19 protein-coding genes are annotated in these 19,140 nt (G+C 69.0%); 10 read left to right on the top strand and 9 right to left on the bottom strand.

Annotation, left to right across the window (positions count from 1 at the left end; translation table 11 throughout):
- Positions 1–22 precede the first annotated feature (22 nt).
- The gene (locus tag NOCYR_RS21430) at positions 23–1,498 is read right to left on the bottom strand and encodes a nitrate/nitrite transporter (protein WP_014352499.1); all 1,476 of its coding nucleotides are present in this window, start codon (positions 1,496–1,498) and stop codon (positions 23–25) included.
- Between the two features lie 280 nt (positions 1,499–1,778).
- Positions 1,779–3,038, bottom strand: a complete 1,260-nt coding sequence (locus tag NOCYR_RS21435) for a CynX/NimT family MFS transporter (protein WP_014352500.1) — start codon at positions 3,036–3,038, stop codon at positions 1,779–1,781.
- Positions 3,039–3,102: 64 nt separating this feature from the next.
- Between NOCYR_RS21435 and NOCYR_RS21440 the strand changes: the two genes are divergently transcribed.
- Positions 3,103–3,786 (top strand): FadR/GntR family transcriptional regulator, encoded by a 684-nt coding sequence (locus tag NOCYR_RS21440; protein ID WP_014352501.1) that lies wholly within the window; start codon positions 3,103–3,105, stop codon positions 3,784–3,786.
- Positions 3,787–3,998: 212 nt separating this feature from the next.
- The gene (locus NOCYR_RS21445) at positions 3,999–5,474 is read left to right on the top strand and encodes an MFS transporter (protein ID WP_014352502.1); all 1,476 of its coding nucleotides are present in this window, start codon (positions 3,999–4,001) and stop codon (positions 5,472–5,474) included.
- Positions 5,475–5,485: 11 nt separating this feature from the next.
- Here NOCYR_RS21445 and NOCYR_RS21450 read toward each other — a convergent pair whose 3' ends face one another.
- The 3 genes from NOCYR_RS21450 to NOCYR_RS21460 form a co-directional block, all read right to left on the bottom strand.
- Positions 5,486–6,337 (bottom strand): TIGR02569 family protein, encoded by an 852-nt coding sequence (locus tag NOCYR_RS21450; RefSeq protein ID WP_048833591.1) that lies wholly within the window; start codon positions 6,335–6,337, stop codon positions 5,486–5,488.
- Positions 6,338–6,410: 73 nt separating this feature from the next.
- Positions 6,411–7,595: an adenylyltransferase/sulfurtransferase MoeZ gene (gene moeZ, locus NOCYR_RS21455; RefSeq protein ID WP_014352504.1), complete on the bottom strand. Its 1,185-nt coding sequence runs from the start codon at positions 7,593–7,595 to the stop codon at positions 6,411–6,413.
- Between the two features lie 148 nt (positions 7,596–7,743).
- Entirely contained in the window at positions 7,744–8,742 is a 999-nt protein-coding gene (locus NOCYR_RS21460; protein WP_231855978.1) for a DUF3152 domain-containing protein, read from the bottom strand.
- Between the two features lie 271 nt (positions 8,743–9,013).
- Between NOCYR_RS21460 and NOCYR_RS21465 the strand changes: the two genes are divergently transcribed.
- Positions 9,014–9,706 (top strand): TetR/AcrR family transcriptional regulator, encoded by a 693-nt coding sequence (locus NOCYR_RS21465; RefSeq protein WP_048833592.1) that lies wholly within the window; start codon positions 9,014–9,016, stop codon positions 9,704–9,706.
- 69 nt (positions 9,707–9,775) lie between these two features.
- Here NOCYR_RS21465 and NOCYR_RS21470 read toward each other — a convergent pair whose 3' ends face one another.
- The gene (locus NOCYR_RS21470) at positions 9,776–10,003 is read right to left on the bottom strand and encodes a DUF3107 domain-containing protein (RefSeq protein WP_014352507.1); all 228 of its coding nucleotides are present in this window, start codon (positions 10,001–10,003) and stop codon (positions 9,776–9,778) included.
- 105 nt (positions 10,004–10,108) lie between these two features.
- A complete protein-coding gene (locus NOCYR_RS21475) occupies positions 10,109–10,660 on the bottom strand; it encodes a YceI family protein (RefSeq protein WP_148280715.1) in 552 nt (183 codons plus the stop codon).
- Between the two features lie 102 nt (positions 10,661–10,762).
- Between NOCYR_RS21475 and NOCYR_RS21480 the strand changes: the two genes are divergently transcribed.
- The gene (locus tag NOCYR_RS21480) at positions 10,763–11,590 is read left to right on the top strand and encodes a helix-turn-helix transcriptional regulator (protein ID WP_048834365.1); all 828 of its coding nucleotides are present in this window, start codon (positions 10,763–10,765) and stop codon (positions 11,588–11,590) included.
- Between the two features lie 7 nt (positions 11,591–11,597).
- Here the strand turns inward: NOCYR_RS21480 and NOCYR_RS21485 are convergent, their stop codons facing one another.
- Positions 11,598–12,299, bottom strand: coding sequence for a ferritin-like fold-containing protein (locus NOCYR_RS21485; protein ID WP_048833593.1), 702 nt, complete (start codon positions 12,297–12,299; stop codon positions 11,598–11,600).
- A gap of 71 nt (positions 12,300–12,370) precedes the next feature.
- Positions 12,371–13,417 carry an alpha/beta fold hydrolase gene (locus NOCYR_RS21490; protein WP_086008276.1) on the bottom strand — a complete coding sequence of 349 codons (1,047 nt, stop codon included), beginning with the start codon at positions 13,415–13,417 and terminating at the stop codon, positions 12,371–12,373.
- A gap of 473 nt (positions 13,418–13,890) precedes the next feature.
- On the opposite strand from NOCYR_RS21490, the gene NOCYR_RS21495 reads away from it, so the two are divergent.
- The 6 genes from NOCYR_RS21495 to NOCYR_RS21515 all read left to right on the top strand — a co-directional run bounded on the left by NOCYR_RS21495 (position 13,891) and on the right by NOCYR_RS21515 (position 19,068).
- Complete coding sequence (locus tag NOCYR_RS21495) at positions 13,891–15,714, top strand: DEAD/DEAH box helicase (RefSeq protein ID WP_014352512.1); 1,824 nt, start codon at positions 13,891–13,893, stop codon at positions 15,712–15,714.
- Between the two features lie 159 nt (positions 15,715–15,873).
- Entirely contained in the window at positions 15,874–17,100 is a 1,227-nt protein-coding gene (locus tag NOCYR_RS21500) for a PQQ-binding-like beta-propeller repeat protein (RefSeq protein ID WP_014352513.1), read from the top strand.
- Positions 17,101–17,139: 39 nt separating this feature from the next.
- Entirely contained in the window at positions 17,140–17,289 is a 150-nt protein-coding gene (locus tag NOCYR_RS29790; RefSeq protein WP_158430190.1) for a hypothetical protein, read from the top strand.
- Positions 17,286–17,906, top strand: coding sequence for an acid phosphatase (locus NOCYR_RS21505; protein ID WP_014352514.1), 621 nt, complete (start codon positions 17,286–17,288; stop codon positions 17,904–17,906). Before NOCYR_RS29790 ends, NOCYR_RS21505 begins: the two co-directional genes overlap by 4 nt.
- The gene (locus NOCYR_RS21510; RefSeq protein WP_014352515.1) at positions 17,903–18,388 is read left to right on the top strand and encodes a GNAT family N-acetyltransferase; all 486 of its coding nucleotides are present in this window, start codon (positions 17,903–17,905) and stop codon (positions 18,386–18,388) included. The genes NOCYR_RS21505 and NOCYR_RS21510 overlap by 4 nt, the downstream gene beginning before the upstream one ends.
- Positions 18,388–19,068 (top strand): endonuclease V, encoded by a 681-nt coding sequence (locus tag NOCYR_RS21515; protein WP_014352516.1) that lies wholly within the window; start codon positions 18,388–18,390, stop codon positions 19,066–19,068. Before NOCYR_RS21510 ends, NOCYR_RS21515 begins: the two co-directional genes overlap by 1 nt.
- Positions 19,069–19,140: the final 72 nt, after the last annotated feature.

Here is a 19,140-nt window from a genome sequence, read left to right on the forward strand (position 1 = left end):
TGTCCTCCGTGGATGATCGGTGTCAGGCGCGGGCCGACGAGTTGGTGGACCGGGTGGTGGAGTTGGCGGCCTCGGCTTCCAGGACCAGGGCCTCGGCCTCGACCACGACGTCGGCGCCGGATTCGCGGACCCGCAGGCTCGGCCTGCGCAGGAACACTGCCCAGGTGACGATGGCGCAGGCCACGTAGAAGCCCATGAACACCCAGAAGGCGGTGGTCGCGGACTGTGTGGAGGCGTAGGACGAGCGCAGCACCAGGTTGATGCCGACGCCGCCGAGCGCACCGATGGCGCCGACGAAACCGATCAGCGCACCCGAGGTGTTCTGCGACCAGGCGGCCTGCTCGGCCGGGCTCGCGTCCAGGCTCTTGGACTTGGCGTCGAACACCGACGGGATGATCTTGGTGACCGCGCCGTTGCCGAACCCGGAGAGAATGAACAGCGCGATGAAGCCGATAACCATGATGGTCATCACGCTGCCGTCGGCCACACCGCCGTTGCTGTCGGCCATCATGCTCGCCAGCCCGACGACGAGGGCGGCGGCCATCATCGCGCCGAAGACGACGATGGTGACCTTGCTGCCGCCGATCCGGTCGGCCAGCTTGCCGCCGTAGGGGCGGGCCAGCGAACCCAGCAGCGGGCCGATGAAGGCGATCGAGGCGGCATGCACGGCGGCCTGCGCGACGGTGTCGCCGCCGGCCTTGAAGCTGATCTGCAGGATCTGGCCGAAGGCGAAGCTGTACCCGATGAACGAACCGAAGGTGCCGATGTAGAGGAAGGCGATCGCCCACGACTGCGGCACCTTCAACGCCGTCAACATGTAGGACAGGTCGGCCTTCTGGTTCTTCAGGTTGTCCATGAACAGCGCGGCCCCGAGACCGGACAGCGCGACGAGCACCAGGTAGACCGCGCAGATCAGCGAGCCGTAGCCGTCGCCGAGGGTGGCCAGCACCAGCAGACCGAGCAGCTGGATGACCGGGACGCCGATATTGCCGCCCGCTGCGTTCAGTCCCAGCGCCCAGCCCTTGAGCCGCTGCGGATAGAAGGCATTGATGTTGGTCATCGAGGAGGCGAAGTTGCCGCCACCGAAGCCTGCGAACGCGGCCACGATCAAGAACGTGGTGTACGAGGTGCCCGGCTGATTGATGAAGTACAACGTCAGCAGTGTGGGGATGAGCAGCATAAACGCGCTGAAGATGGTCCAATTGCGTCCGCCGAAGCGGGCGGTGGCCACGGTGTAAGGGATCCGGAGCAACCCGCCGACCAGGGTCGGCACCGCCGCGAGGAAGAACTTGCCCGCCGGGTCGATGCCGAAGGTCTCCTGCGGCATGAACAGCACCATCACCGACCAGATCGACCACACCGAGAAGCCGATGTGCTCGGCGACCACCGACCAGATCAGATTGCGCTTGGCGATGTCCTTGCCGCCTGCTTCCCAGGCCGCGACATCCTCGGCATCCCAATGCTCGAGGTTGCGGTTACGCGTCAGCGTGCTCAACAACAGGGCCTCCCAAAATCGGTTGGCCCCACGGTAGGAAACGGGTATTGCCGAAATGCTGCCGAAAATGACCGTCAAATCAACGGTTGCTCACGCTGCACGGCATATGTGGGTGAGATGTTTCGGACGTGTGACACAACGGTTTCCGGAAGTGTCCGAACGCCTGCTCGCGCGTATCGGCGCGGTGAGGTCGCCTGCCAGCATGACCTGCGTCACGCTCGGCCGCAAGTCCTACGTCATCGAACGCGGAATTCCGGCGCCGGACTGCCCGGCGCCGGATCCGTCAGCGGGCCGACCAGGTGTCCTCGAGCATGCGCGGCTTGCACGCCTGCCAGGCACCGGCCAGTAGCACCAGCACCGCGACGCCCAGGAAGGCGAACGGCGCGGCCCAGCCGCCCGTGGCGGTGTGCAGCATGCCGAACAGCACCGGGCCCGCGCAGGCCACCGCGTAACCGACGCCCTGGGTGAAGCCCGACAGCGACGCCGAACCGGCCGGGGTGCGGGTGCGCAGGTTGATCAGCGTCAGCGCCATCGGGAAGGTGCTCGGGCCAAGGCCCAGCACGATCACCCACAGGATCGGCGCGCTCATCGGCGCGATCAGCAGGGCGGTGAAGGCCACGAAGAAACACACCGCGCAGCCGATCACCACCGGGAACGGGTTGGTCATCCGGGCCGCGACGGTCGGCGCGGTCAGCGCGGCGATCAGGCCGACCACCGCGAACAACGCGACCATCGTGCCGCCGAAGGCCGCGCTCGCGCCCGCGTCGGCGAAGATCGTCGGCAGCCAGGTGAACATCGAGTAGGTGGTCAGCGAGGTCATGCCGAACATGCCGGCCATACCCCAGGCCACCGGCGATCGCCAGGCCTTACCGGTGGTGTGCCCATCCGCGGGCAGCGCGGTGGTGTCGGCGGTGTCGCGGCCGCGGCGATCGCGCAGCACGCCGAACCACGGCACGGCGGCGGCGAAGCCCAGCAGGGCCCACATGCCCAGCGAGATCCGCCAGCCGTGCGCCTCGGCCACCGGCACCGCGACCAGCGCGGGCAGCACGGTGCCGATCTGCACCATGGTGATGTAGAGCGCGCTGACGATCGCCAGCCGATCCGGGAAGTACCGCTTGACCAGCGGCGGGATCACGACATTGCCGATGCCCATGCCGCCGAGGGCCAGCGCGGAGAAGACGAACAGTTCGGTGGTGCCGGAGACCAGCACCCGGATGAGCATGCCCAGCCCGGCCATCAGCATGGCGGCCAGCGCGGTGCGTTCGAGGCCCAAACGGCGCACCATGAGCGGCGTCAGCAGGCCCGAGAGCGAGAACATCAAGGTGGGGATCATGCCGAACACGCCGACGACGGCGGTTCCGTAGCCGATCTCGTGGCCGATCTCCTCGGCCAGCGGGCTGAACGCGGTGACCGCGACGCGCAACACCAGCGCCGACATGATGATCGCCGCGAGTACCAGCAGCCGGCCTTCGACCAGCGCGCGGCGGCGCCGGGCCGTCGTGCCTGCGGGGCTAGCGGTGGTTTCGGGCAGAGTTGCGGTCACCGAGAAATCATAGGATGACCGGATGACGGGAGCAAGCCGATGTGACGAGCGGTACCCTGTTTCGGTGCAACCCGTCCGCCGCACCAGTCTCATCGCGCAGGTCACCGAACAGCTCCGGGCCGAAATCCGCTCGGGCCGTTGGCCGATCGGCTCGCGCATACCCACCGAGCCGGAGCTCGCCGAACTCACCGGCACCGGCCGAAATACCTTGCGTGAGGCGGTGCAAGCGCTCGTGCACGCCGGCATGCTCGAACGCCGCCAGGGGTCGGGCACCTATGTGATCGCCAGCTCCGAGGTCAGCGGCGCGCTGGCGAAGTACTTCGCCGACGCCCAGGAACGCGACATCCTGGAACTGCGCCAGGCCCTCGACACCACCGCCGCCGCCCTTGCCGCGCAACGCCGCGACGAGACCGATATCGCCACCATGCGCCACCTGCTCGAGGAACGCAGCAAATCCTGGGACGAGGACAACCCCGCCGCCATCGAGGCCGACGTGCAACTGCACCGCGCCATCGTGGTCGCCAGCCACAACGCGGTCTACCTCGAGTTCTACGACTCACTGCTGCCGGTGATCGAAGCCGGCATCCGCTCGCGCACCTCCAAATACGGCGAGTCCTATGACGCCGAACATCGCGAGCTGGTGCAGGCCGTCATCGACGGCGATCCCGAACGCGCCGCTCAGGCCGCGCGCTGCTTCCTCGGTTCCCTGCTCGCCGAGTACCCGGCCCCGGGCACCGCGGCCGAGTAACCGATCGGTCACCGGTGTGTCCGAGCACCGGTGAGGCAGATGTGCCGCGATCGTCACTGCGCGCCACCTGAGCGCAACAACCGGCTCCTACCTTGTGATTCGACCGCTCAGGCACCCGGCGCGTCGATCAGCCGCCGGGGCGACCACGCCGCTGCGACGAGGCAGCGCTGCCGCGATGAGACAGCGGTCGCACTGCGATCGAGAGGGAGCCGATGACCGCGACAATCGACACCGGCAGCAGCACACCGTCGTTCACCTACCAGCGGCGCGGACGTTGGATCGACACCTGGGAACCGGACGATCCGCAATTCTGGGCCGCGGGCGGGGCACGCACCGCCCGCAAGAATCTCGCGTTCTCGGTCTTCGCCGAAAACCTCGGCTTCAGCATCTGGGTGATCTGGGGTTCGGTCGTGACCGCCATGGGCGCGGCCGGATTCGGCTTCCTGGCCGGGCTCGGGAAGGGCGATCCGGTGGCGGTGAGCAACGCCCTGCTGCTGACCTCCACCCCGACGTTGGTCGGTGCGGCCCTGCGCATTCCGTACACCTTCGCCATCCCCCGCTTCGGCGGCCGCGCCTTCACCGCGTTCAGCGCGGCCATGCTGTTGCTGCCGACGCTGGGGCTCGCCTATTTCGTCAACCAGCCCGAGACCCCGATGTGGGTGTTCCTGCTGCTGGCGGCGCTGGCCGGCGTGGGTGGCGGCAACTTCTCCTCGTCGATGGCCAACATCTCCTTCTTCTTCCCGGAAGGGAAAAAGGGTGCGGCTCTTGGCATCAACGCCGCCGGCGGCAATCTCGGGGTGGCGCAGACCCAGCTGATCCTGCCACTGCTGATCACCTTCGGCACCCATCTGACCGCGAAGGATCCGGCCGGCTACCGGCTCGGCATCACCCTCGCCGTGCTGGTGTGGGTGCCGTTCATCCTGATCGCCACCATCGGCGCGTTGCGCTGCATGGACAGCCTGCGCACCGCCAAATCCGACGGCCGCTCCTACCGGCTGGCGCTGACCAACCCGCACACCTGGGTGATGTCGCTGCTCTACATCGGCACCTTCGGTTCGTTCATCGGGTTCTCCTTCGCCTTCCCCACCCTGATCAAGGCCAACTTCCCGAACCTGGCGAACATCGGCTGGATCACCACGCTGGGCAACCTCGCCTTCCTCGGCGCCCTGGTCGGTTCGTTCAGCAGGCCGTTCGGCGGCTGGATCGCCGACCGGGTGGGCGGTGCCAAGATCACCCTCGCGGTGTTCGGCGGCATGGCCGTGGCGGTGGTGCTGATCCTGGCGGCGCTGGAACTGAACAGCTTTCCGCTGTACCTGATCTCGTTCCTGCTGCTGTTCGTGCTCACCGGCATCGGCAACGGCTCCACCTACCGGATGATCCCGTCGATCTTCAGCGCCGAAGCCGGCCGCTACGCGAGCGAGCACGGTCTCGATCCGGCCGAGGCGGCGGCGTCGGCGAAACGCCAGGCGGGTGCGGCGATCGGCGTCATCGGGGCGATCGGCGCCTCCGGCGGCTACCTGCTGCAACAGGCACTTCGCTTGTCCAACACCAACTTCGGCAGCATGTCGCCCGCCTTCTGGGCGTACGCGGTCGCCTTCCTGGTGATGGCGGGCGTGACGTGGTGGTTCTACCTGCGCTCGTCGTTCGCGGTGGCGCGGGTGCCGTCACTGGCCTACGCGAACGTCTGAGTCCGAACAGCTCAGAGCAGGAAGCGAACCATATCCGCGGTCCGCGCCAGACCCGGCAGGGCCTCCGGCGTGGACCGCGGATGCAGCGCGTGCACGGCGAGCCGGAACATCACCGCGCGCAACAACATCTGCGGCCACTCCGGCAGATCCGACCAGCGCTCCAGCAGCCCGTCGTCGGCGCCGCCCCACGACAGCGCGTCCACCACCACCACACCCGCCGCCCACGCGGCCGGCCGCCAATACGGGGTGATATCGCTGAGGCCGGGAGTATCGGCACCGGAGAACAAGACCGTGCCGAACAGGTCGCCGTGCACCAGCTGCGCCGGGGTCTGCACCGGTTTCCGCAGGGTGGCGAGCTGGCCGATCAGCTCCATGCTGTGCCTGCCGTCCGGTGAGGTCGCCGGCAGCGTCCCGCCCGCGCGCAGGCTGCGCAGCGGCACCGCCTCCCAGGCGGCGCGGTCGGCGGCGACGAACACATCGACATCCATCCACGGCGCCACCGGCGGCTGCACCAGGAACCGCGGCCGCTCCAAGTGCGCGGTGGCGGCATGCAACCGCAGCGACACCGACACCACCTCGTCGTGGCGCGGTTCCGGAATGCCCTCCAGGAAGGTGTCGGCCCGCCAGCCGGAGACGACGTAGCGGCCGTCGGTGGCACGCACCGGCCGCGCCAGCCGCAGCCCGTCGACCTTCAGCGTTTCGCGCACCTTGGCCGACCAGGCCGCCCTGGCGTGATCGGCGACCGGGCTGAGCACCACATCACCGAGACGCCAGCCGCCTTCCCAGTCGCCCAGCGCAATCGGCGTCACCTCGCGCAGGCCGAACGTGGCTCGCACATGCTCGGGAGGCTCCACAGATGTCACGGCCGTACCGTACTCCCGGCGACGCGCCCGAAACGGGCGCCGCGCCGAGATTGCCGGCGATGTGCCGGGCCGGTCAGTACACCGGCAGCGAGGGGTCGACCTGGTTGGCCCAGGCGATCACACCGCCCTGCAGATGGGTGGCGTCGGCGAACCCGGCGCGCTTGAGCGCGGCCAGCGCCTCCGCCGAGCGGATACCGGTCTTGCAGTGCAGCACGATCGGCTGATTCTGCGGCAGCTCCGACAACGCCTCACCGGACAGGATGCGGTCCTTCGGGATCAGCGTCGCGCCCTCGATGTGCACGATGTCCCATTCCACCGGCTCACGCACGTCCACCAGATGCACCGGCTTGCCGGCATCGAGCATCTCCTTGAGCTCGCGAGCGGTGATCGTGGAACCGGCGGCGGCCGCCTGACCCTCCTCGCTCACCACACCGCAGAACGCGTCGTAGTCGATCAGCTCGGTGATCGGCTGACGTTCCGGGTCGCGGCGCAGCTTGATGGTCCGGTAGGTCATATCCAGTGCGTCGTAGACCATCAGCCGGCCCAGCAACGGGTCGCCGATGCCGGTGATCAGCTTGATCGCCTCGGTCACCATGATCGAGCCGATCGACGCGCACAGCACACCGAGCACACCGCCCTCGGCGCAGGACGGGACCATGCCCGGCGGCGGCGCCTCCGGGTAGAGGTCGCGGTAGTTGATGCCGCGGCCGTCGGGGGCGTCCTCCCAGAACACCGACACCTGGCCCTCGAACCGGTAGATCGAGCCCCACACATACGGCTTGCCCGCCAGCACGGCGGCGTCGTTGACCAGGTAGCGGGTGGCGAAGTTGTCGGTGCCGTCGACGATCAGGTCGTATTCGGCGAACAGCTCGACGGCGTTGTCCGGCTCCAGCCGGATCTTGTGCAGCCGCACGTCGATTCCGGAGTTGATCTCCAGGATCGAATCGCGCGCACTGTCGGCCTTGGACCGGCCGATATCGGATTCACCGTGGATGACCTGGCGTTGCAGATTGGACAGGTCGACCTCGTCGAACTCGACGATGCCGAGCGTGCCGACACCGGCGGCGGCCAGGTACAGCAGGGCAGGCGAGCCGAGCCCACCCGCCCCGATCACCAGCACCTTGGCGTTCTTCAGCCGTTTCTGCCCGTCCACGCCCACATCGGGAATGATCAGGTGGCGGCTGTAGCGGGCGACCTCGTCCCTGGTCAGCTCCGCGGCCGGCTCGACCAGTGGTGGCAGGGACTTCGGTGATGACACGTCCAGAACTCCTCGAATCGAATGGGCCGATCACGATGCGACGGGCGCACGCCTGGGTGCGCTACCGGTGCAACACCGATGACCCGGCCGTTCTTCCCCGCCCATGGTCGCGCATCGGCGGCGCCGGGCGTCAACCGGCCCGGCCGGACTACCCGCGCGGATAGGGCCAGGGATTGAACCGGCAGCGCTTACCGTCCATCGGGACCACGCCGTCGGGATCGAGGGTGGCGATGACGTTGTTCTCCACGCCGAAGGTTTGCTGCATCATCACCGGCGCCAGCCCGCCGTCGGTCTCACACGGCTGATGCTGGTGGTAGCCGATGGCATGGCCGACCTCGTGGTTGACCAGGTACTGCCGGTAGGAGCCGATATCGCCTTCGAAGGCCAGCGCCCCGCGCACCCAGCGCGCTTCCGACAACACCACCCGGCCGAGGTCGGAGTTGTAGCAGGAGGAATCGATCTCGATCTCGAAACCGCATGCGCCGCGGGCGGTCTGGCGCGAGGTGAGCGAGACCCGGAAGTCCGGTTCACCCTGATCCACCCGGCGGAAAGCGAACTTGCGGTCATGGGTCCAGCTCTTCGGGTTGGCCAGGGTGGAGTCGACCATCTTCGCCACCGCGGCGTCGCCGCCGTAGCCGGTGGTGTCGAGTCCGTCCTCGATTTCCACGGTGTAGCTGAAGACGTATTCCTCGCCGATGCCCACCTGGGCGCTGGTGCCCGGCACCACCCGCCAGGTGCCGGCACCGGTCTCCACGAACTGGCCGCCCTCGGGCAGGGCGCCGGTGGGCAGATCGTCGGGGAACTTGCCGTCACCGGGCGGTGCGCCGATGACGCCTGCGCTGGCCGCGGGCGGGCTCAGCCGTCCGAAACCGGGCTCACCCGCCGCCGGAGCGGAGTCGGGACCGGTGCGGATCGCGTCGACGACCACGATCAGCGTCACCGCGAACAACACCGGCAGCGCGTAGGCCCGCCAGCCGTAGGTGGACACGAACCGGCCGATGGCGCTCTGCTTCTTCACATCCCGCGCCGGACGCGGGGCGCGCGAGCGAGCCTTCTCATCCGGTGCGGTGGGGTCCCAGCGAGCCCGCAACGGCTGCCGCGAACGGTCGGAGGTGCCGGGATCCGGCCATGCCACGGGGCTCGTCACTGCGGAACCGGAGTCCTCGGAATCACGGGGGCGGTGCGCATCGCGCCCGCCGCCGGTCGGCTTTTCCGGTCGGTCGGTCACGGGAAACAGCCTCTCACAGTGGCAAAGACCGCGGCACCGGGCATTGGCGGGCCGGTAGATCACTGCGAGATTTCTCACCGATCGCTGTGCATTCACCACCCCCATCGGAAAGTGTGACGCGAGCGGGTATCGTGCTGTGGATAACCCGGTGCACACCCCTTTTGCCGGGGAATCGACTGGGAGATCCGAAATGACTGACCTCGTGGACCGGATGACGTCCCGCAGAACGTCGTCCGAGGCCATGACCCCGGCCAAGCGCGGCACCAGGCTGCCGCGCGACGAACGACGCCAGCAGCTGCTCGCCGCTGCCAGTGAGGTGTTCGTGCTGCGTGGCTATCACGCCGCGGGCATGGACGAGATCTCGCAATGCGCGGGCGTCAGCAAGCCGGTGCTCTACCAGCACTTCACCAGCAAGCTCGAGCTGTATGTCGCGGTGCTGCAGAACTACGTCGACATGCTGGTGTCGAGCGTGCGCCAGGCGCTGCGCTCCACCACCGACAACCGTCAGCGCGTGCGCGCGGCCGTACAGGCCTACTTCGACTTCGTCGACAACGAGATGCAGGGCTTCCGGCTGGTCTTCGAATCCGACCTGACCAACGAGCCGCAGGTGCAGCGCCGGGTCGAGCAGGCCACCGAGGCCTGCGTGGACGCGGTCTTCGATCTGGTGGCCCACGACTCCGGCCTCGACCCGTACCGGGCCCGCATCCTCGCGGTCGGCCTGGTCGGGGCGAGCCAGTTCACCGCGCGCTACTGGCTCGAAGCCGACCGCCCGATCCCGAAGGACGAGGCCGTCGACACCACGGTCGCACTGGCATGGGGAGGGCTGTCCCACGTGCCGCTGCATCCGATCGAGCAGGTGCTGCGCGCTCGCGACGAGCAGTAACAGCGCGACAACGACGAAGCCCCTGGTATCCGGTCCGGCCGGATACCAGGGGCTCTTCGTTCGGAAGACTTATACGGCGGCGAAGCCGACGCGGCCGCCGGTGGCGGTGCCGATCTCCACGTAGGCGACCTTCGACGCCTGGATCAGGAACTTGCGGCCCTTCTCGTCGGTCAGCGCGACGACACCGCTATCCCCGCTCAGGGCTCCGGACACCAGCGCCTCGACCTCGTCGGGGGTCTGCGAGCTGGTGATGACGAGCTCGCGCGGGCTATCCGAAATACCGATCTTGACCTCCACGGCCAACCTCCGAACATAGAGTCGTGTGCTGTCGCACCAAGGCTAATGCAGCCGCGCGGGGTGCAGGCACCTGACCGCCTGCGCTGTCAGCGAAACGCCCGAGCGCTACTTCGGCTCGACGAGCTGGATGTCGAGTTCCACCTTGACCGCGTCGCTGAGCATGCCGGGCAGCGGGCCGCCGACGCCGAAATCGGTGCGCTTGATGGTGCCGGTGGCGGAGAATCCGGCGTGGTTGTCGCCGGTGGCGCCGAACTCCTGCACCCCGCCCCACTCGACCTCGAGGGTGACCGGCTTGGTGATCTGGCCGAGGGTCGCCTCGCCCTCGACGGTGAAGGTTTCCTCGATCTGTACCGGCGCGGTGGCGCGGAAGGTCAGCGTCGGCCGGTTGGCCACGTCGAGGAAGTCGGCGGTGCGCACGTGAGCATCGCGGTCGGGGTTGCCGGTGTCGAAGGAGTCGAGGTAGATGGTGGCACCGATGGTCGCGGCGCCGGATTCGTCGACGACGAATTCGGTGTCGAACTTGGTGAAGCTGCCGCGCACCTTGGAGATGCCGAGGTGACGGATGGTGAAGGCGACGGTCGAATGCGCGGGGTCCAGGGCCCACGATCCGGGGCGCAGCTGCTGGGTCGCGGTGGTGGTTTCCGGTGTAGTGGTCATGGTCTCCACCATGACCGGACCACGGTCCGCTAACCAGACCGTCGTTATCCTGGACCTGGCAGGGCGCGGATAAACCGGGCCCGACGAGGCACGATGGACGTCATGGCACGAAGCAGGTTCGCCGAATTCCTGGTCGCCCGGCGCGCGGAACTGCGGCCCGGCGATGTCGGGCTGCCCGAGGGCCGCCGCCGCCGCACCCCCGGACTGCGCCGCGAGGAGGTCGCGGTGCGGGCCGGGGTGAGCGCGGACTACCTGGCCCGCCTGGAGCAGGGACGCGACAACAATCCCTCCCCCGCCGTGGTGGAGGCGCTCGCCGATGCCCTGTTGCTGCGCGGTGAGGCGCGCTATCAGTTCAACATCCTGGCCCTGACCGCCGCCGACGGTTCGCGCTGCCCGGGCGGCGAGGCCGAGCCGGAGCAGATTCCCGAGACCATCGCCCAGGTCCTGCGGGCCCTCGCACCGACACCCGCCTTCGTCGTCGGCCGGCAGCTGAACGTGCTCGACTGGAACGCCGCCTGGGCCGATTTCGCCGCACCGCTGGGCCTGCTCGACGATTCCTCGCCCAACCTGGCCCGCTACACTTTCACCCATCCGGCCGCCCACCGGGTGCTGCGCAATTGGCCACACGCCGCGGATGCCTTCGCCGCCGCGCTCAACCGCGCCATGGTGCGCTGGCCCGCCGACGACGCACTCCGCGAGACCATCGATACGCTGCGGCGTCACCCGGATTTCGCCGAACGCTGGTCACCGCAGCGGCTCAACGAGCCGACCGCGTCGCTGCTGCGGTTCGACCATCCGGTCCACGGTGCGGTGGACGTGCCGTTCGAAACCTTGGAGACCACCAGCGATCAGAGCCTGATCGTCTGGCTCACCGACCGCGTCCAGTCGACCGGCCTGCACCTGGTCCGCGATCGCGCGGCCAACGCCTAGCGGGCGACTACAGCCCGAGCACCGACATCCGTTCGGCGTGGCTGGCCTGCATGCGCTCGAACAGGGTGGCGATGCCGTTGAGGTCGCCGGTGGCGGCGAGCACCAGCTCGGTGAGCTCGTCGCGCTGGGCCATCACGTACTGGGCCTGGGTGATCGCCTCGCCGAGCAGCCTGCGGCCCCACAGCGTCAGCCGGTCGCGCTCGGACCGGCTGGCGGCCACCGCGCGGCGCACCTCGTCGACCACGAACTCCGAATGCCCGGTCTCGGCCAGCACATCACGCACCACCTCGGCCACATCGGGGCTGAGCACACCGGCGATCTCGCGGTAGAAGTCGGCGGCGATGCCGTCACCGACGTAGAACTTCACCATCGATTCGAGCCACGTCGACGGGTCGGTGGAGGCGTGGTAGGCGTCCAGCGCGCGCACGAACGGCGCCATCACCTCGAAGATGTCGGCCCCGCGCGCCGACAGCGCCGCCTCGAGCCGCTTGAAGTGCTCCATCTCGGCGGCGGCCATCTTCGCCACCGCGACCTTGCCCCGGACGGTGGGCGAGAGCTTGGCCTCCTCGGCGAGCCGGTAGAACGCGGAGATCTCACCGTAGGCGAGCACCGCGAACAGATCGGTCACCCCGGGATGGTCGGCGGGAATGGACGGCGAATCCGGGCCGGTCGGCGAAACACCCAGCGCGGCAGGTGACTGTGCTCCCATGGCACACCAGGGTAATACCCGTCGCGCGCCTCGTCCCCGGCGCACGCACCGGCTACCGCGCCGCGGGCCGGTCAGACCTCGGTCGCCAGGAATTTATCCAGGTAGGTCCAGGTCGTGTCGCGTGCGGTGGGTCCGGTCAGGATCCCGAGGTGGCTGCCGGGTGCGGTCTCGTAGCGCACCGACGCGGCACCGCTGAGGGTGCGCAGTCCGGCCTCGACGGCGGCGGCCGGGGTGATGACGTCGCTGGGCCCGCCGACCAGCAGCACCGGCGCGGTGACGTCGGCGAGCGCGATACGCCGCTCGCCGAGCCGCACCACGCCACGGCCGATGTCGTTGTTGAGGATGAGCCTGCCCCACAGCTGGCCGTAGAACCGGCCGGGGTAGCCGGGCATCTCGGCCATGAACCGGTCGATGGTCTCCATCCGGGCCAGCGTCTCGGTGCGGGCGATATTGCTGGCGACAAACCACGGCCGCTTGAGCTCGCGCTCCCACGCGGTGGCCCGGTAGGCGAGCCGGGTGAGCCCGGCGGGTACACCGCCGGCCGCGCGCACGACCGTCGAAACGGCCTGTCCGCCGGTCAGTTTGGCGACCGCGCGCAGCTGCGGCATGCCGGTCATCTTGTCGTAGTCCAGCGGCGCGCCGACCGCGGTGATCGACCGGATCGGCAGCTGGGTGTTCGCGGCGGCGGTCAGCAGCGACAGGGTGCCGCCCAGCGACCAGCCGATCAGGTCGACGGGCACCCCGCCGCGATCGGCCGAGGCGCGCAGCACCGCGTCGGGCAGGATGTCGTCGATCCAGTCCTCGAAGCCCATCCGGCGGTCGGCGAAGGTGATCTCGCCGTAGTCGACCAGGTACGGCGCGCGTCCGCTCTCCAGCAGGAACCGGGCCACGCTCTGGTCCGGCTGCAGATCGAAGCAGGTGGCGGGGGCGGCCAGCGGGGGCACGAGCAGCACCGCGGAGTCGGTTTCGGCCGGTGCGCCGTCGAATCGCAGCAGCCTGCGATGGGGTTGGTCCCACAGCACGGTCGACGGTGCCGGTTCGGGATCGGCCACACCGGAGCCGAAGGTCAGAGCCCAGGCGTTGCGCGCGGCGAGGGTGACGGTGTCTGCGATGCTCACCACACGAATGTCTCACATCCGGTACCGCCGGTAACACCCACGGCCGGGCGATGAGGGGCGGACTGTTGCCTATATCACCCGTTCGCCACGCCCGGTGAATTACCGTGTCGCGCACGACCGATCGCCGGGGTAAGCACCGAAAACGAACTAATGGCCGCGCCATTTTCGTGCCAGTTTTTCGGGCCGCGCACAATATCACGCTACAATCACCACGGACAACGAAAATTTCGCGCCCGATCGAGTAAACGATCGTCCCCCGACACAGCCGTCGGCCCCGGCGCGTAAGCCGATGTCCATGGAAAATGTGCGCGCACCAGATCCGCATCACCGATGCGCCGCGCCGATGTCTCCCAGGCAGCCCCCACTCCGGCGGGTACCGCTGACATCCGGCAGCTCCCGGTGAGTATCACAGGCGGATACGTGGTCGTCGCGGACCGGCCGGTCCGCCCCACGCCTCGTGCGCGCGTGACGCGATGACGAGGAAGGCACGAACCCTGAGCAAGATCACTGTCGAACAGGAACCGGGACTGACCGACACCCTGCTGACGGCCGAACTGGACGAAACCCATACCGCCCCGACTTTCACCGAATTGGGGGTGCGCCCCGAAATCGTGCGGGCGCTCGGTGAGATGGGCATCGAACGCACTTTCGCGATCCAGGAACTCACCCTGCCGCTGGCGCTGGCCGGCGAAGACCTCATCGGCCAGGCCCGCACGGGTATGGGCAAGACATTCGGATTCGGTGTGCCACTGCTGCATCGGATCGCCACCGCCGAATCGGGCACCACCCCGCTGGACGGAACGCCGCGGGCACTGGTGATCGTGCCGACCCGCGAACTCTGCCTGCAGGTGACCAAGGACCTGGAAAACGCGAGCAAATACCTGACCAATCATCAGGGCCCGCTGAAGGTGGTCTCCATTTACGGTGGCCGCCCCTACGAGGCGCAGATCGAGGCGTTGCGCGCCGGCGTCGACGTGGTCGTCGGCACCCCCGGCCGACTGCTCGACCTGGCCAATCAGCAGCATCTGATCCTGGGCAAGGTCGGCGTGCTCGTCCTGGACGAGGCCGACGAAATGCTCGATCTGGGCTTCCTGCCCGATATCGAACGCATTCTGGGCATGGTCCCGGATAAACGGCAGACCATGCTGTTCTCGGCCACCATGCCGGGCCCGATCATCACCCTGGCCCGCACCTTCCTCACCCGCCCGACCCATATCCGGGCCGAGGAGCCGCACGATTCCGCAGTGCACGACCGCACCGCCCAGTTCATCTACCGGGCGCACGCGCTCGACAAGAGCGAATTGGTCGCGCGGGTGCTGCAAGCCGAGGGCCGCGGCGCCACCATGATCTTCACCCGCACCAAGCGCACCGCGCAGAAGGTGGCCGACGATCTGGCCGAGCGCGGTTTCGCGGTGGGCGCGGTGCACGGCGATCTGGGCCAGATCGCGCGCGAGAAGGCGCTGGCCAAGTTCCGTAAGGGCACCATCGACGTGCTGGTCGCCACCGATGTGGCCGCCCGCGGCATCGATATCGACGACGTCACCCACGTCATCAACTATCAGTGCCCCGAGGACGAGAAGACCTACGTGCACCGCATCGGCCGTACCGGCCGGGCCGGGCGCACCGGCGTCGCGGTGACGCTGATCGACTGGGACGAACTCAACCGCTGGGCCGGCATCGACAAGGCCCTCGGCCTCGGCATCCCCGAGCCGGTCGAAACGTATTCGCGTTCACCGCATCTGTTCTCGGATCTGGGCATCCCGGAAGGTGTCACCGGCACCATCCGCAAGCCCAAGCCGGAACGCGACGAGGACGCCGAGGTCGTCGAGCGACCCGAGCGCACCCCGCGCAAGCGCAACCGCAGGCGCACCCGTGGCGGCAAGCCGATCGACGGCGAGGCCACCACGAGCACCGGCGACGCCGGCGAGCAGGGCGAGGCGGAGGCCGGTTCGGCTCCTGCCGAGGACGCTGCCGGTGACGAGGGCGAACGTCCGGCGCGGCGCAGGCGTCGCCGGCGCAAGTCCACGGCCGAGGACGGCGCCGACACCGGCGCCGCCGAAGCCACCGGCGAGCCCAGCGACACCGCCGAGGCGACCAGCACGGCCGAGGTGAACGGCGCTGCTGAGGCACGCACCGCCGCGGCACCGGCGGCCGAGACCACCGACACCGAGGCCGAGGGCGAGCAGCCCGCGCGTCGCAGGCGTCGCCGCCGCAAGCCGGCCGGCGAATCCGCGGAAGCCTCCGCCGATGCGGCCACGCCGGTCGAGGCGAACAGCACGGCGGGCGTCTCCGCCTGATCGAACACCCCCGAAATGCTGGTGGGCGCGAACCGCGTCCACCAGCATTTTTCGTCTGCGAGCAGTGGCGCGCGCCCACTCCCGGCACGCACCGACGCCGCCGGCCGCCGGGCACGGCGATGTCATCGGCGCTCGCACCGATCCGCTAATCTCGCACACGTGCTCGCACCCGAGCGGCGGACCCGCGCCGACATCCTCATCGCGGTCGCGATCGCCCTCGTACTGGCGATCGCGGCTCTGGTGGTGTGGATCCAGTCGGATGCGCGCGGCACCGAGTCGGCCGTCGCCGATACCCCCGTCGACACCCCGCCTGCCGCATCGGCGCTGCCCACCGCGCTGCGCGAACTCTGGCGCGCGCCCGATGGGGCGAGCACCGAGGCGCTCACCTCCGGTGGCGTGGTGGTCACCGCGGACGGCGGCACCGTCACCGGACGCGATCCGCGCACGGGAAACGAGATCTGGCACTACCGGCGCGATATTCCGCTGTGCGGCGTGCAATCCCAGTTCGGCACCGTGATCGCGGTGTATCGCGACGACCGCGGATGCAGCCAGACCACCATGCTGCTCGGCTCGGACGGCTCGCGCACCACCGCCCGCAGCAGCGATATGGACTCCGAGATCGCACTGTCGGTCGACGGCACCTACGTGCTGGCTCAGGGGCCGCGCCGGCTGGAGATGTGGCGTTCGGATCTGGTTCGCACCCTCGAGTACGGCCATGTCGAGGCCAAAGAGATCCCCAAATCCCAGCCGCGCCAAGGCTGTTCGCTGATATCGGCGAGCTCGAGCCCGTCTCGGCTCGCGGTACTCGAGCGCTGCCCCGGCGACGCCGCCAACCGGCTGACGGCCCTGGATCCGGCGCCCAAGGACTACCGCGTGCCCAAGGAATTCGGTTCCCGCGTGCTGAACGGACCCGGTGCCGATTCACCCGACGCGGAAGTGATCGCGGTGTCGGACAACAGGATCGTGGTCTACCTGCCGGGCACCACCGCACCCGAGCCCGCACCGCCACGGCTGGCAGTGTTCGATGCCACCGGCAATCCGCTGGTCTCACACGAACTTTCGGCTCCGCTGACCGAGACGACCACCACCACCCGGATCGGTTCGGCCTATCTGGTGTTCACCGGCAACAGCCTGATCGCCTTGAATGCCAGTACCTTCGACCCGGTGTGGACCGCCGCGGGCGCGCTCGGCGGCCCCGCGTTGATGGCCGGTCACATCCTCATGCCGGTCGAGGGCGCCATTGCCGCACTCGACCCGGCCACGGGGGCGGAGACCACCCGTATTCCGGTGGAGCGCACGGGCTATGACGGCTCCCCCATCGCGCTCGGTGTGCTCGGCGACGTCGTTCTCGAGCATCGCGGCGATCAGCTGGTGGCGTTCGGCTGAGCCCCGTTTCTGTCGGTGCCTCCTGGCACACTCACCGCCATGCGCAGGGCAGCCACGAACCCCACCACAGCCCCGAGCCTGGGCAGCGCCGACCTGGAGGCGTCCGCCGGGCGCGGTGGCGGCGTCGACCGAGTGACACCGTCGCGCTCCACCGACGGACGCACCCCGCTCGAGCGCGGTGGCTCATGATGGATCACATGTCCGAACTCGAGCACGCCCGGCTGATCGTCCTGCGCCACGGGGAGACCACGTGGTCCGCGCAACGCAAACACACCAGCATCACCGACCTGCCGCTCACCGAGCGTGGCGAACAGCAGGCCCGCGCGGCCGGACAGCTGCTCACCGACCTGAAACTGCGCACCTCGCTCGTGTACACCAGCCCTCGGCTGCGCGCGACGCACACCGCGGAACTGGCCGGGCTCGCATCGGCCGTCATCGACACCGACCTGGCCGAATGGGATTACGGCGACTACGAGGGCCGCACCACCGCCGAGATCCGCGAGACGGTGCCCGGCTGGACGGTCTGGACCCACCCGGTGCCCGGCGGGGAATCCGCCGAGCAGGTCCGCGCCCGCGCCGACCGGGTCCTGTCCACCGTCACCGAACAGCTCGCCGAACGTGATGTGGTGCTGGTCGGGCACGGGCATTTCTCCCGCGTGCTCATCGCCCGCTGGTGTGAGTTCGAGGTGCGCGAAGGTCGCCGGTTCGCCATGTCGACCGGCGCGGTCAGCGTGCTCGGCTACGACCACGGCGCGGCCACCGTGCGCGGCCACAACCTCGTCCCGGCCGAGGAGTTGGCGCGATGACCGGCACCGCGATCCGCCGTGCGGTCCCCGAGGATGTGCCCGCCCTGGTCGAGCTGGTCTACGACCTGGCCGAATACGAGAAGGCCAGGCACGAGTGCACCCTCACCGCCGAACAACTGCGCACCGCGCTGTTCGGGCCCGCGCCCGCCCTGTTCGCCCATGTCGCCACCCTGGATGAGCAGGTCGTCGGGTGTGCCATCTGGTTCCTGAACTACTCCACCTGGGACGGTGTGCACGGCATCTACCTGGAGGATCTGTTCGTCAAGCCGCAGGCGCGCGGCACCGGGCTCGGTAAGGCGCTGATCGCGGCGCTGGCCGAGGAGGCTGTGCGCAACGGATACAGCCGGGTGTCCTGGTCGGTGCTCACCTGGAACACCCCGTCGATCGAGTTCTACGAATCCCTGGGCGCGGACGTCCAGGACGACTGGGTGGGCTACCGGTTGTCCGGGGCGGCGCTGACGGCCCTGGCCGGGAGTCGCTGATGCGGCTGTCGCTACCGCAGCGGTGGCCGGCCTCGGACGCCGAGGCGAAGGCGATGCAGGACGAGCTGCGGCCACTGGTACGGGCCGAGAACCCGCGACCACCACGGTTTCGCACCATCGCCGGGCTCGACTCCGCCTACCACGATGACGGCACCGTCGCCGCCGCCATCGTCGTGGTGGATGCGCAGACCCTCGACACCGTCGACACCGCCGTGGCCTACGGCACCACCACCTTCCCCTACATTCCCGGATTGCTCTCGTTCCGCGAGATGCCCACCACCGTGACCGCGCTCGAACAGCTGACGACCACGCCCGACCTGATGGTCTGTGATGCCCAGGGCCTGGCCCACCCGCGCCGCTTCGGCTTCGCCTGCCATGTCGGCCTCGTCACCGGACTGCCGACGATCGGGGTGGCCAAATCCGCGTGGGGCGACTGCCCGGAGCCGGGACCGGAGCGCGGCGCGCAGGCCGACATCACCATCGACGGCGAGATCGTCGGCCGGGTCCTGCGCACCCGCGCCGGAGTGAAGCCGGTGTTCGTCTCGGTGGGCCACCTGATCGACCTGGACACCGCCTGCGCTCAGGTGCTCGCGCTGACGCCGCGCTACCGGCTACCGGAGACGACTCGACGCGCCGATCACCTGTGCCGTCAGGCGCTGAAAGACGCGATCGCCCGCTGAGCCGATCGTGCCGGGCTCGATCGTTCGATCAGCCGATCGTCGGTGGGTTCGCCTCGAGCACCTTTGATCAGC

This window comes from Nocardia cyriacigeorgica GUH-2 (assembly GCF_000284035.1).
Classification (GTDB): Bacteria; Actinomycetota; Actinomycetes; order Mycobacteriales; family Mycobacteriaceae; genus Nocardia; species Nocardia cyriacigeorgica_B.